The following is a 12,434-nucleotide window of genomic DNA, read 5'->3' on the forward strand; positions in this document are numbered from 1 at the left end:
AAACGAAGCAGTGCATTATTCTTAGATTAAGGACTGAAGGGAGAATGAAGATAAGATGATAGCAGCCGAAAGAAGACAATATATTATTGACGCATTGCATAGAGAAAATGTCGTTACCGTGTCACAACTGAGTAATGAATTGAGTGTTACAAGTGAAACTATTCGCCATGATCTGGAAAAATTAGCTGATGAAAATGTTTTATGGCGTGTACATGGAGGGGCTTACCTGCGTACAGAGACAAATGACAGGGAAGTTCCTGTGGATACCAGACAGTTGATGTCTGTGGAAGAAAAGAAATTAGTTTCAAAAGCGTGTATGGAATATATACAGGATGGCGATGTTCTGATGCTCGATAACAGTACGACGGTGTTTTACCTTGTTCAGGAGCTGCGGCGTTCTTCACTTCAGCTGACCGTAATTACAAATTCTCTGAATATTATAAAAGAGCTGTCGCAGTCTCCGGATCAATTTCATATTATTGTAATAGGCGGGGACTATTGTCCTCAATATAATGCTTTCGAAGTTTCTAGCCCTGATAAAGAATTATCTAGATATCATGCTAAAAAGGCGATTATAAGTTGTTCGGGAATCAGTTCTACGTGCGGGCTGACCGATTACAATGCATCAAATGCCGCGTATACAAGGGCGGTTTTGATGAATTCTGATCTTCGTATATTTGTATCAGATCACACTAAGGTTGAAAAGAATATGCTTCATGTAATTGGCGGACTTGAACTCTTGGATTATGTAGTAATAGATAAGGCGGTAGATAAAGTATTCTTAGGTGCCTTGAAAGAAAATAATATTCATTTTGTAAATGCAAAGAAACAATAGCTTCCTTGTAGCGACAGTATATTGGTTAAATTAGGCAAAGTATATTTGATATTTATAGTAGCTGCTAAAAATATAAAATTTTAAACGAGAGGAGAACAGTTCTATGAAATTTGGAATATGTTATTCATATTTCCAGCATAATTGGGATGGCGATTTTGATGTATATTGTAAAGCGATCCCTATGATAGCAGAATTGGGATTTGAGGTTTTGGAAGTGGGAACAACAGACCTGACTGCTATGACGGACATGCAGCTGCAAAAACTGCAAAGCTTAAGTGAAGAATATAAAGTTGCGCTGGTTGCGGGAGGCGGAATGGGTAAGCCGCATAATGTTGCATCTTCAGATGAGTCTGTCCGGGAAAATGGAGTAAGAAGGCTGAAAAGTTTTCTTCCTGTAATGCAAAAAGCAGGAGTTAGGAAACTGGCGGGGATTTACTATGGATACTGGATGTACGATTATTCAGAACCGGTTGATAAAAAATCTGCATGGGCACAAAGTGTAAAAAGTATGCGCGAGATGGCTGATGCAGCGGCAGATTATAATGTGTCCCTTAATCTTGAGGTGGTAACAAGATACGAACATTTTCTACTGAATACTGCTGAAGAAGCGGTGAGGTACGTGAAAGAGGTTGACAGGCCGAATGTAAAAATATTACTTGATACTTTTCACATGAATATTGAGGAGGATAGTCTGGACGGAGCAATTAGAACTGCCGGTTGTTATCTGGGGCACATGCATATAGGAGAGGCTAATCGCAGGCTGCCGGGAAAAGGACGACTGCCCTGGAGAGAAATTGCTCAGGCATTAAAGGATATTCATTATGAAGGGGATGTCAACATGGAGCCTTTTGTTTTAAATAACTGCCCTGTAGGTGATACGCTATATTTGTATCATGATTTGTCAGAAGGTGCAGATGACAGAAAACTGGCACAGGATGCGTCGGAATCATTAAAGTTTGTACGGTCTCTATTTTAATGTTTCTAATATTTGCGAAGTTGTTTTATTATGAATAGGTTCATATGATAGTTATGAATTGAAAAAATGATTATAAAAAATGGTACTGGAGCGTTAGTTCTGGCACCATTTTTTGATTCTCAAACAAAGCAAAAAAGAAGTATATGCGAATGTCGATTTTTATTGTATAATGTTTTTATTACTGAAGTTTAAAGGAGCCTGTGTAAATGTTTGATTTACTTGTAGTTATGAACGATATGATTGTGATCGTTTGTGACCTTCTTCTCTATACAATTATGTGTCCGTCAAGGGAGAACACCCGTGTGCCGGTGATGTTTAAATATATAGGCTGTGTACTGATTGTGGCGGCATATTACGGGGCTGTATATATCCTGAGATTACCGGCGGCGGTTTCGTCAACGGTCTGCATGACAGTGCCCAGTTTCCTATTGTTTTTGTATTATGCAAAATACAGGGACAGCCGGTTTGTGCTGACATTTTGTTTCATAGATACGATCTCCCTAATTGTTGCATTTATTGGCAGGCTGTTCGGCATTACTCTGAAGTATGGTGAAGTTTATGCGGTTATCATCATGCCGGTATTATTTGCAGTCATCCTCCGGTTTGCATTTAAATATGCGGATAAGTATAAAAAGCTTCTGGCGGAGGCTGATGCGGGGTGGGGGCTGATGGCATGCTCCACGGCGTTGATCTATTTTGCCATGATTTTCTTTGCCGGGTATCCAAAACCGATGGTTGAGAGGGTCGAGTATTTCCCGGTGTGGTTAGTTTTTGCAGTTGTTGTTATATCCTGCTATGTTGTTTTTATCCATTCTATATTTAAGACTCAGAAAATCAGTGATCAGAAAAAGCGGCTCGAGCGTGAGAAGGAAGTATATCAGCTGGCGTACAATGACGGGCTTACCGGGCTGCATAACAGGGCCTCATATATGGAAAAGGTTAACGAACTGGAACGGAACCGAAGTCAGTTCCGCCAGATCGGGTTTGTCGTGGTTGATATTAATTGTTTTAAACAGGTGAATGACACAATGGGACACCACATGGGAGATCAGATTCTTATTTTTGTGGCGGACGCGTTAAGGGTGGCATTTAAGGGATATGAAAAATATATATTCAGAATGGGCGGCGATGAATTTTTTATTATTCTTCCAAATGAAGAGGAAGAGGAGCTCAAGAACCGCATATCCGGATTCCGCCGGTATCTGGAAGAAGAAAAGAATGCGGCTGGTTTAAAAATAACGGCAGCGGTCGGTTATGAGATTATTTTGACAGAGGAGAAGGAATCGCTGGAACATGCCTTTGTTCTGGCTGACAGGAAGATGTATGAAGATAAAAGAAGCTTTCGTTTCTAAGCAGCATGAGGAAGAAAGAGAAGGTTATAAACAAGAGGAATCTCCGGATGTACAGTCAGTAATGGCTGTGACCGGGGATTTTTTTTATTTCATAGAAAGTACTCCTATGAAATAAAAAGCCCTCCCGGCGGGATGCGCACTGCGGCATACGATGTAGTTGTCGCGATGCGACCGCCGCAGGCGCGAGTTTCGCAAGCGAAACTCCATTTTGAAGGCAGTACCGTTAAAAATTCATTTGAAATTCATATGGTTCTGTTATAATAAATGAAACAACAGGAGGAGTACCATATGGGAAAGAGGATTTTATTTTTAGAGGATGAGCCGGTCATTCAGGATGTTCTGGCTGAATATATGAAGATGCAGGGATATGATGTGTATTCAGCGGCAGACGGGGAGGAAGCAGTGAAGGCTCTTACGGAAGATATATTTGATATGGCAGTTCTGGATATTATGGTTCCGAAAATCAGCGGTCTGGAAGTTCTGGATTTCATAAGGGACAAATATCCTGATATGGCTGTGATTATGCTGACAGCTCTCGGGGATGAACAGACACAGGTACGGGCGTTCAATGCGTATGCGGATGACTATGTGATCAAGCCGGTATCGCCGATTATCCTGTTGAAGCGCATGGAAACAATTTTCAGACGGGTGAAGCCTTCTGCCCGGACGGTGCGGGAGGGGTTATTCATCGATAAAGGTGCATATCAGGCCTGTTACAATGGGGAACCATTGGAATTGACGCTGAGTGAGTTTCTTTTGCTGGAGACCCTATATGATGAGCCGCGCAGAGTTTTTACAAGGGAGCAGCTGATCCTGCATATTTTTAATGAAGATTACATCGGGAACGACAGGATTATCGATGCACATGTGAAGAACCTGAGGAAAAAACTGCCCCAGAACTTTATCAAGACCGTAATTGGGGTCGGGTACCAATTTAAACAGGAGGTGTAGCATATGAAGCTGTCAAAAAAGACATTTCTATACAGCATTGGGATTTCGGCGCTTCTTGTCAGCCTGATTGTCATTTATTTCGTAACGATGCTGCCGTCCCTGTATGTGGATTATATGAAGAAGCAGAACCTGAAGTCTGTGGTAGAAGTCGAGAAGGGATACATGAAGAATCACAGCTATAAGGGGCTTAAGGTTCAAAACCCGACGGGGGCGGCTACGCTGGAGATCCCACTTGAGGGGGACGAAATATACTTGGCCGGAAAGGCCTTTAAATTTACGGTGACTGTGCAGGACGAGCAGCTCAAAAAACTTCTGGGGCAGGTCCGTAACTGTTTCGGGAATATGAAAGATGTAGAAAAAGAGGACTTCGAGGCGATCGACTGGGAACTTTTGAAAAAAGGGTTCCAGAAGAGTGCCTTGCTGAATGAAACTGCACCGGTTGATGTGGAAGTACAGATTGATAAGGACACAGAAGTGTTCAAAGCGGACGACTCTGTTAAAATGCATATTATGGATAAAGATATTGTTGTTTTTGAAGGGGGAGCTTCGGATGAAGATAATCAGTATACGACTTATATTGCAATAGGCAGGAGCGGAAGTTCGCTCATTTTTTCCTTTCTGCCGGTGATGACTCCGCAGATGAAAGAAATTAAGCCGATTGTTATGGGGAGTATTCCGATGATAGCAGCGGTTTTGTTTTTGATTGTCATGCTTTGTTCCCAGTTCTTTTCCAGAAAGATTGTTAATCCGGTGGTCAGCCTTGCCCATTATGCAGAAGAAGTTAAGAACGCCGGGAGTCTGGAGGTGGAACCGTTCAAAATTACGGCGCGTGATGAGATTGGGGAGCTTGGCCGGACCCTGAACGAGCTATATGCAAAACTGAAAGAGAATTACGATGAGCTGGAAGAAAAGAATGAACGGCTGAAAAAAGAAAATAAGCGTCAGGAAGTCTTTTTAAGGGCATCTTCGCACCAGCTAAAAACACCGGTCACTGCGGCACTCCTGCTTGTGGACGGTATGATACAGGAGGTGGGTAAATATAAAGATACGAAGACTTATCTCCCTCAGGTGAAGGAACAACTGCAGTCGATGAGGAAAATCGTGGAGGATATTTTATATCTGAACCATTGTACGGAAAACCTTCATATAGAATCCGTGGATGTAGATGTTCTTCTAATGGAAGTGATGGGGGCTTACCGTATTCAGGCAGAGATGAAGAAGCTTCGTTTTGAGAAGGGTGGGACAACCCGGACTGTGCCAAGCGACAGGGAGCTTCTAAAGAAAATACTGGATAATCTGTTTTCCAATGCAGTAGCAAATACACCGGAAAATGGGCAGATACTTGTGGAGTCAGAGGCAGGTTCGGTGAGTATTGTGAATCAGGGGGCACACATAGATGAGACCCTGTTGCCGCACCTTTATGAACCTTTTGTGAGCGGCAGCGGGAAAGAACGGGGAAAGGGGCTTGGACTGTATGTCAGTGCATATTACAGTGAAGTACTCGGCTGTAAACTGACCGTGGAAAATGTATCCGGCGGGGTAAGGGCAAAATTGAATTTCACATTCAAAGAAGACGCACAGTATCTTCATACAGACTTCATATGAAAGCGGTAAACTAAAGTTATCAAAAGGAGAGGAGAAAAGAAATGCTGGTGACAATTAAAAACCTGCAGGTATATTATGGCAGACAGCTGGCCCTTGAAATTGACCGTCCGCTTGAGATTAACAAAGGTGAGCGAATAGGCATCATCGGTTCCAATGGGGCGGGGAAATCTACATTTGTAAAGACCATGCTTGGCCTGACATCTTACAAAGGGAGGATTCAGACGGAGCTGAAGCCGGAACAGATGGCAGCCCATTTGCAGTTTAACGATTATGTATCCACCATGTCTGTGCGGCATGTTCTGGAAACACTGCTTGATACAAGTATCAGTAAAAACAGCCGTCTTCAGGAACTGATCACATATTTTGAATTTGAAGAGTGTCTAAAGAAACATTATAAATCCCTATCCGGAGGACAGAAGCAGCGGCTTACGATTATTATGGTCATGATGCAGGATGCACCGCTTACTTTTTATGATGAGGTGACTTCGGGTCTGGATTTCGAAACGAGACAGCGGCTGATGGAAAGGCTGCTGAAGTGGTATGAGGGAAAGAGTAATACACTCTGTATCGTATCTCATTATTATGAGGAACTGGAGCTTCTGGCAAATAAGCTGCTGATTCTGGATCAGGGGAAAGTGATTGATTATGGGGAAAAAGAAACTCTGTTCCGTAAATACTGTGGTAATTCCATCATCACTCTGGATGCAGGGGAAGAGCATGGGCGCCTGACAGAACCATACAGGAAATTGGAAGCACCTTCCCATCTGATTGCACTTGCATGCAGGGGAAAGACAGAGGAGGAAGATATTGCAAAACTGCTTATACGGAATAATGTTAACTTCAAACGAAGCAGCAGTGATATTGAGATTATGTCAATCAATGCGAAGAAAGCGTATTATCAGGGGTGCGGAAACGGAGGGGTGGACCATGACTAAAAAAAGATGCGGCAGAAGGCTGATTATGTATGAGATACGGAATGTGCTGGGGAATCCTTTTGTATATATGTTCGGAATCTTTTTCCCCATTCTGATGCTTTTTATTATCACAAAAGCGGTACAGGCAGATGTCCCGGAGAGTATGATCCCACAGGCGAATACGGCAGTGTTTATCACTATGAGCCTGATCATTCCGATGGCAGTCGTATTGCTTGGATATTCCTCGAATTATTCGCAGGAACTGGAGAAGGAGATACCGCTGCGGATGCAGTTGTTTGGATTTTCACCGAATACGACGCTCCTGGCAAAGATTATCGCACAGTTTGCAGTGATGAGCATCGGACTTGTGCTGTATACGATTGTAGCTTACAGTACCCTTGAAATGGAGATACCAAGGCCGGGCGCAGCTCTGTGCCTGATCATCAGCCTGCTGCTGTTAAGTGGGATCTTTTTTGCGCTGGCCCACGGAGTTGCCACGATCCTGAAGAAGTTCGGCCCCACGTATGCGATTATGATGGCGGTTTACTTTGGGGTGATGGTACTGTGCGGGATGATGGGGGTTCAGGTAGAGGACCTGCCTGAGGCAGCACAAAAGGTGGCAGCGCTTTTCCCGATGAGCTATATCACCAGCGACTTCGCGGGCTTCTGGACAGAGGGGAGCTACAACTTTACACCTCTGATACAGTCATTTCTGTTCTTTGGGGCTGTGTCCGGGATCATACTTCTGATAGCACTGCGCAGGGAACGAAGAGAAGTCACTGAAAAAAGGATGTAAAATTCTAAAGTGGAATAGGATGTCATATATATAGAATGATATGGAACAAACGGAGCATGGCATGGAAACTATTTCGCAGATTATGAAATCAATTTATGAGTACCTCTGGGGGATGCCGATGCTGGTTGTCCTGTTGGGTACTCATTTATATTTTACATTCCGCCTTGGGTTTATCCAGAGGAAGATACCGACGGGAATCCGTTTGAGTTTTTCCAAAAGTGAAGAAAGCAATGAGGGGATTTCTCCGTTTTCCGCACTGGCTACAGCACTGGCGGCAACCATCGGGACGGGAAATATTATCGGAATCTCTGCGGCAATCGCGATAGGCGGGCCGGGGGCCGTGTTCTGGTGCTGGGTGACCGGCGTGTTCGGGATTGCAACCTGTTACGCGGAATGTTTTTTGTCGGTGAAATACCGGGTACAGAAACCAGATGGTTCATACAGCGGGGGACCGATGTACGTTATGGAACATGTTCTGCACCAGAAAAGTGCGGCAGTCATATTTGCAGTGAGTACAATACTGGCATCTCTGGGGATGGGAAGCAGCGTCCAGTCACATTCTATTTGTGCGGCAGTCACATCAAACTACGAGGTTTCCCCTCGCATCGTGGGGATCATTGCAGCCTTGCTGGCAGGAATAGTCATACTGGGAGGGGCGAAGCAGGTCTCAAAGGTGTGTACATATCTGGTGCCTTTTATGAGCATTTTTTATCTGGGGGGATGTTTGCTGCTTTTATGGATAAACCGTGCGTATCTTGGTGAAACACTGGCGGTGATTATTGGATCAGCTTTTTCATCAAGATCTGTTGCCGGCGGGATTACAGGAACCGCCGTAATGATCGGTATGCGAACTGGGATTTCAAAGGGATTATTTACAAACGAGGCAGGACTGGGCTCGATTCCGATGGCTGCGGCTGCATCCAGAACAAGTTCGCCTGTAAAACAGGGGATTATCTCTATGACAGGGCCTTTCTGGGATACAGTTGTCATGTGTGCGATCACGGGAATTGCAATTGTCAGCAGCATGATAAAAGCTCCGGCAGTCTATGCAGGAGCGGGTGATGATGAACTGTGTTTTCTTGCTTTCGCGGGACTGCCCGCAGACGGCAGCATGATGCTGTCCGTCTCCCTTGTACTGTTTGCATTTGCAACGATCATTGGGTGGAGCTATTACGGGGAATGTGCGGTCCGCTATCTATGGGGAAGCAGAAGGCTTTTTACCTACAGGGTCGTCTACATAGCAGCCGTGTATTTCGGCGCCGTGATGTCGCTGGATCTGGTCTGGACTGTCTCGGACCTGTTCAATTCCTTTATGGCAATACCGAATATACTGTGTATCTGGATGCTCAGAAAAGTAGTAATTCATGAGACACGTGCCGGGGCTAAAAAGTCATTCATGAAAACCTAGAAAAATATTCTTCCGCCTTTTCCCTTGTAAGGGAAAAGCGGTTTTGCAGCTTCATAAGAATCTTTTCTTTGTCATAGCCTTCCTCGCGGTAATCAAGGATAAATGCTTTAATGCCTTGCTCAATGCCTTGTTCGATACCCTGCTCGACACCCCGTTCGACACCCTGCGCAATCCCCTGCTTGATGCCCTGTTCGATTCCTTTTTCAATACCGGTTTTAATCCCCTCTTTAACACCATCCTGATATAAATCGTCTAATGCTTTACACATATCAATCCCTCCTGATTTTTGCTTAGCTTCGGGTAATTGCTGCCCTGATCCGAGCAGTACCCGTATTGCGTTATATGAATCTTCATCGATACTGCCGAAGTATTTCTTGTTAGTCTGCATATATTCCTGCAGCCCTTCTTTACTTTTTCTATATTCTAACATGCCGAATACCAGCTGTAAATCCGTCTGAAAACATAAATCATGATTCAACCGCCTTGGATCAATCAAATTTATCCGGTAGTTGGGAATATATTTTTTCAATAGTTCATATTCCTTTGCGTTAAGACCTAACAGTCCATGCAGGTCCTGTGTTCCATCCCATTCTTTTTCGCCATAGTAAAAGACAACAGTGATAACGGGGGTGAGCTGGTCACTTTTCTTGAGGCCGGACAAAAATTCAGAGGAATTTTCCAATTCCTTGTTTTCTCTCCTGATTTTTCTAATCTGGCTGAGTTGTTCAGTATAGTTCAATGCATCATACAGCATTCCCCGGACAGGAATGGCATAGTGGATTTCATCCTGGTTTTCACATGCAAGTACCACGATCCTTGTTCCGTCTTCTGCCATCATCATGATGTCACGGTATCTTTGAATACTGATATCTTCGCCGTTCGGTTTCCGTAAGATAAGGGTTTGTTCCGGGCTGCTTTCCTTTAAATGATTCGGCAGGAATACCTGTTTTCCCTGAAACAGGGAGCCATTGATTAAATCTGCAAACCGGTGCTTATCGGAGAGCCAGCGTTTCATATAAATATCATTTTTTCCCATATGTAATTTTCTCCTTGTCTACTGTTTATGTATATTTCAAAATGAAGTGATTGCTCCGAAGACAAGTTTATACTTTCAATAGACATCACCAGCCTTTATTGTTTGAATTTTTAAATGATTGTTGTTTGTCCGATGTTGAAACATGGATTGTTGGAATGATTCTTTCTTTAAGAAGGAAACCTTTGAAAATGGGGAATTCCCCTTTGATTAGATTCTAAGAATGTATGAAATACACCAGATCTTTTCAAGTACATATACTCTATCATAGATTACTGCTTGAAGCCATAAAATTTGTATGAATTTTGTGCCAAAATTTTGTGAAGTGCTGAGCCATATGATGCTGGGGGCAAAAACTGATTTGCCCCCAAAAAAGTTTCCGGCTCAATGCCGGCTTGATCCTGTAAAATTATCTTGATTTTACGGCTGGGACAGCGAGTCTGGCACCTGTGGCAGCCTCGGCTCCGAGATTGAAACTCGGGGCAATGTCATAGGCGAACCGATAGCCGTAGACCTCGGGTTTGTATTTTTCTACCGCAGCATAGGTACTTTCGATTGCGGCGCAGAAATCGTTCTCATCTTCATAGGGCTCGCTCTGGAAATAGAGCATGGTACATTCCTGTAATTCTACGGTCAGATACCCTTCAGGCAGCGGCTTGTCGAATGTGAGTGGGACTTCTATCCCTGCGGCAGTCTTTGAGCAGCCTTCGGGGACTGCAAAATCTGGCAGTTCGACCAGTGCAGCAGGTTCGAATCTTTCCGGGATGCTGTTCAGCAGGCCCTCCCATTCACAGCCCATTTCTTCACAGTAGGAAAAATAATCTTCCGCCTTTACAGAGGGGAGGTAGATGAGCTTTCTTTTTGGCCTTTCTTTGGCTGTTACCATACATAAACTGATTTCCTGATTCATTTTTATTTCCTCCTTGCGTTTTTCATAGTCCAGCAGGGCATAGTAATGTTCAACCGGGTACTGTGTAAACAGAGGGACAGGGATCTGGGTACGCCTGTACTTCGAAGGGGTTACGTGGAACTTCTTATGAAAAGAACGGGTGAATCCTTCGTGTGTCTGAAAGTGGCTGTTGAGCGCAATCTCAAGGATACTGGTATCACTTTCTGATAGTTCTTTTACACTTTGTGTCAGACAAACAGAGTGAATATAATCTTTCAGCGACATATCCAGATGATATCTGAAGAGTCTGTCCGCATGGCGCCGGGAGTAACCGGAGGCCTCACATACCTTTTCGAGACTGAAATCTTCATCCCCAAAGTGGGTGGCGATATACTCCTGCATCGTCTGGACTGCTTTCAGGGATGTGTTTTTTGTATACTGATTCTCTGCTTTATCTCTGTTCATTTACTGCACCTGCTTTGCTGTTTAGTATAGGGGAGGACGAAATGTATTTCTTGACATTTCTGGACAAGTGTAGAGGTAACGTTATGTCTATTATACATGTTTTTGATTCAGATTTACACTGGAAATTGTGTGTGTTAATATAGATAATAAGGACAGGGAGGAAGATAACAATGGGTTTGACACATTTTGATGAAAATGGAAAAGCGTTCATGGTCGATGTAACGGAAAAGCATGAGACGGTCCGCGAGGCAGTGGCGACAGGGAAGATTATTGTGAACAGAGAGGTTTATGAAGCAATCTGTGCCGGCACAGTCGGAAAGGGAGATGTTCTATCCGTGGCCACGACGGCGGGAATCATGGGTGTGAAGAGGACTTCGGACTTGATCCCGATGTGCCATATCCTGCCGATCACAAACTGTAAGGTGACTTTTGAGATGCTGCCGGAGGAATATGCGGTACAGTGTTACTGCACGGTGAAGGTAACAGGAAAGACCGGGGTGGAGATGGAAGCACTTACGGGTGTCAGTACTGCGCTGCTGACTATTTATGATATGTGTAAGGCACTGGACAAGTCTATGGAGATTCAGGAAATTTATTTGTGCCGGAAGACTGGCGGAAAGAGTGGTGAATATTATCATGAAAAGAAAGTGGAAGACAGCAGTCATAACGCTGAGTGATAAAGGATATGCAGGCGAGCGGGAGGACAAAAGTGGTCCGCTGATCCGGGAGATGATAGAGCATGAAGGGTATGAAACAGCTGAGATGCTCCTCCTTCCGGACGACCAGAAAATGTTGGAAGAAAAACTGATTGAACTATGTGATGAAAAGAAGATGGATCTGATCCTGACAACAGGCGGGACAGGGTTTTCCCCCAGAGACTGCACGCCAGAGGCTACACTTGCGGTGGCGTCGAAGAATGCACCGGGGATTGCGGAGGCGATGCGCTATGCCTCCCTTCAGATTACACCAAGAGCGATGCTGAGCCGGGGGGCATCCGTGATCCGGGGAGAGACTTTGATTGTAAACCTTCCCGGGAGTCCAAAGGCTGTAAAGGAAAATCTGGAATGTATCCTTTCATCCCTGCCCCACGGGTTAGAAATCATGAAGGGTATGACAGGAGAGTGCGGAAGCAAAGTGAAGAACCCCGGATTGTAAAGTCCGTGGAAATCGAGTATAATAGGGACAGGGTGATTTTACGGCAGAAGGAGAT

13 protein-coding genes are annotated in these 12,434 nt (G+C 44.2%); 11 read left to right on the plus strand and 2 right to left on the minus strand.

Annotated elements, in window-relative coordinates; translation table 11 throughout:
- Positions 1-55: 55 nt before the first annotated feature.
- From DWX43_RS00625 to DWX43_RS00660, 9 genes are all read left to right on the plus strand, one after another.
- A complete protein-coding gene (locus tag DWX43_RS00625; protein WP_118618173.1) occupies positions 56-835 on the plus strand; it encodes a DeoR/GlpR family DNA-binding transcription regulator in 780 nt (259 codons plus the stop codon).
- A gap of 103 nt (positions 836-938) precedes the next feature.
- Positions 939-1,811 (plus strand): sugar phosphate isomerase/epimerase family protein, encoded by an 873-nt coding sequence (locus tag DWX43_RS00630; protein ID WP_118618175.1) that lies wholly within the window; start codon positions 939-941, stop codon positions 1,809-1,811.
- Between the two features lie 206 nt (positions 1,812-2,017).
- On the plus strand, positions 2,018-3,163 hold the full coding sequence (locus tag DWX43_RS00635) for a GGDEF domain-containing protein (protein WP_118618177.1): 1,146 nt from the start codon (positions 2,018-2,020) through the stop codon (positions 3,161-3,163).
- Positions 3,135-3,278, plus strand: coding sequence for a hypothetical protein (locus DWX43_RS26835; RefSeq protein WP_182440584.1), 144 nt, complete (start codon positions 3,135-3,137; stop codon positions 3,276-3,278). The genes DWX43_RS00635 and DWX43_RS26835 overlap by 29 nt, the downstream gene beginning before the upstream one ends.
- A gap of 173 nt (positions 3,279-3,451) precedes the next feature.
- Positions 3,452-4,114, plus strand: coding sequence for a response regulator transcription factor (locus DWX43_RS00640; RefSeq protein ID WP_207666079.1), 663 nt, complete (start codon positions 3,452-3,454; stop codon positions 4,112-4,114).
- A 3-nt stretch (positions 4,115-4,117) separates the two neighbouring features.
- Complete coding sequence (locus DWX43_RS00645; protein ID WP_118618180.1) at positions 4,118-5,719, plus strand: HAMP domain-containing sensor histidine kinase; 1,602 nt, start codon at positions 4,118-4,120, stop codon at positions 5,717-5,719.
- A 41-nt stretch (positions 5,720-5,760) separates the two neighbouring features.
- The gene (locus DWX43_RS00650) at positions 5,761-6,654 is read left to right on the plus strand and encodes an ABC transporter ATP-binding protein (protein ID WP_118618182.1); all 894 of its coding nucleotides are present in this window, start codon (positions 5,761-5,763) and stop codon (positions 6,652-6,654) included.
- The gene (locus DWX43_RS00655) at positions 6,647-7,429 is read left to right on the plus strand and encodes an ABC transporter permease (RefSeq protein WP_118618184.1); all 783 of its coding nucleotides are present in this window, start codon (positions 6,647-6,649) and stop codon (positions 7,427-7,429) included. The genes DWX43_RS00650 and DWX43_RS00655 overlap by 8 nt, the downstream gene beginning before the upstream one ends.
- 61 nt (positions 7,430-7,490) lie before the next feature.
- A complete protein-coding gene (locus DWX43_RS00660) occupies positions 7,491-8,837 on the plus strand; it encodes an amino acid carrier protein (protein WP_118618506.1) in 1,347 nt (448 codons plus the stop codon).
- Here the strand turns inward: DWX43_RS00660 and DWX43_RS00665 are convergent.
- On the minus strand, positions 8,824-9,873 hold the full coding sequence (locus tag DWX43_RS00665; RefSeq protein WP_118618186.1) for an Rpn family recombination-promoting nuclease/putative transposase: 1,050 nt from the start codon (positions 9,871-9,873) through the stop codon (positions 8,824-8,826). The genes DWX43_RS00660 and DWX43_RS00665 overlap by 14 nt on opposite strands.
- 406 nt (positions 9,874-10,279) lie before the next feature.
- A complete protein-coding gene (locus DWX43_RS00670) occupies positions 10,280-11,224 on the minus strand; it encodes an AraC family transcriptional regulator (RefSeq protein ID WP_118618188.1) in 945 nt (314 codons plus the stop codon).
- Positions 11,225-11,394: 170 nt separating this feature from the next.
- On the opposite strand from DWX43_RS00670, the gene moaC reads away from it, so the two are divergent.
- On the plus strand, positions 11,395-11,901 hold the full coding sequence (moaC, locus tag DWX43_RS00675; protein ID WP_118618190.1) for a cyclic pyranopterin monophosphate synthase MoaC: 507 nt from the start codon (positions 11,395-11,397) through the stop codon (positions 11,899-11,901).
- A complete protein-coding gene (locus tag DWX43_RS00680) occupies positions 11,861-12,379 on the plus strand; it encodes a MogA/MoaB family molybdenum cofactor biosynthesis protein (protein WP_118618192.1) in 519 nt (172 codons plus the stop codon). Before moaC ends, DWX43_RS00680 begins: the two co-directional genes overlap by 41 nt.
- Positions 12,380-12,434 lie beyond the last annotated feature (55 nt).

Source organism: Clostridium sp. AF19-22AC, assembly GCF_003479085.1.
In the GTDB taxonomy this organism is placed as follows: domain Bacteria; phylum Bacillota; class Clostridia; order Lachnospirales; family Lachnospiraceae; genus Faecalicatena_A; species Faecalicatena_A orotica.

Excerpts from the sequence above, each read along its gene's own strand:
- DWX43_RS00660 (WP_118618506.1), top strand. The coding sequence starts at position 7,491 with ATGGAAACTATTTCGCAGATTATGAAATCAATTTATGAGTACCTCTGG.
- DWX43_RS00635 (WP_118618177.1), top strand. The coding sequence starts at position 2,018 with ATGTTTGATTTACTTGTAGTTATGAACGATATGATTGTGATCGTTTGT.
- moaC (WP_118618190.1), top strand. The coding sequence starts at position 11,395 with ATGGGTTTGACACATTTTGATGAAAATGGAAAAGCGTTCATGGTCGAT.
- DWX43_RS26835 (WP_182440584.1), top strand. The coding sequence starts at position 3,135 with ATGAAGATAAAAGAAGCTTTCGTTTCTAAGCAGCATGAGGAAGAAAGA.
- DWX43_RS00665 (WP_118618186.1), bottom strand. The coding sequence starts at position 9,873 with ATGGGAAAAAATGATATTTATATGAAACGCTGGCTCTCCGATAAGCAC.
- DWX43_RS00640 (WP_207666079.1), top strand. The coding sequence starts at position 3,452 with ATGGGAAAGAGGATTTTATTTTTAGAGGATGAGCCGGTCATTCAGGAT.
- DWX43_RS00645 (WP_118618180.1), top strand. The coding sequence starts at position 4,118 with ATGAAGCTGTCAAAAAAGACATTTCTATACAGCATTGGGATTTCGGCG.
- DWX43_RS00670 (WP_118618188.1), bottom strand. The coding sequence starts at position 11,224 with ATGAACAGAGATAAAGCAGAGAATCAGTATACAAAAAACACATCCCTG.
- DWX43_RS00630 (WP_118618175.1), top strand. The coding sequence starts at position 939 with ATGAAATTTGGAATATGTTATTCATATTTCCAGCATAATTGGGATGGC.
- DWX43_RS00655 (WP_118618184.1), top strand. The coding sequence starts at position 6,647 with ATGACTAAAAAAAGATGCGGCAGAAGGCTGATTATGTATGAGATACGG.
- DWX43_RS00625 (WP_118618173.1), top strand. The coding sequence starts at position 56 with ATGATAGCAGCCGAAAGAAGACAATATATTATTGACGCATTGCATAGA.
- DWX43_RS00680 (WP_118618192.1), top strand. The coding sequence starts at position 11,861 with ATGAAAAGAAAGTGGAAGACAGCAGTCATAACGCTGAGTGATAAAGGA.
- DWX43_RS00650 (WP_118618182.1), top strand. The coding sequence starts at position 5,761 with ATGCTGGTGACAATTAAAAACCTGCAGGTATATTATGGCAGACAGCTG.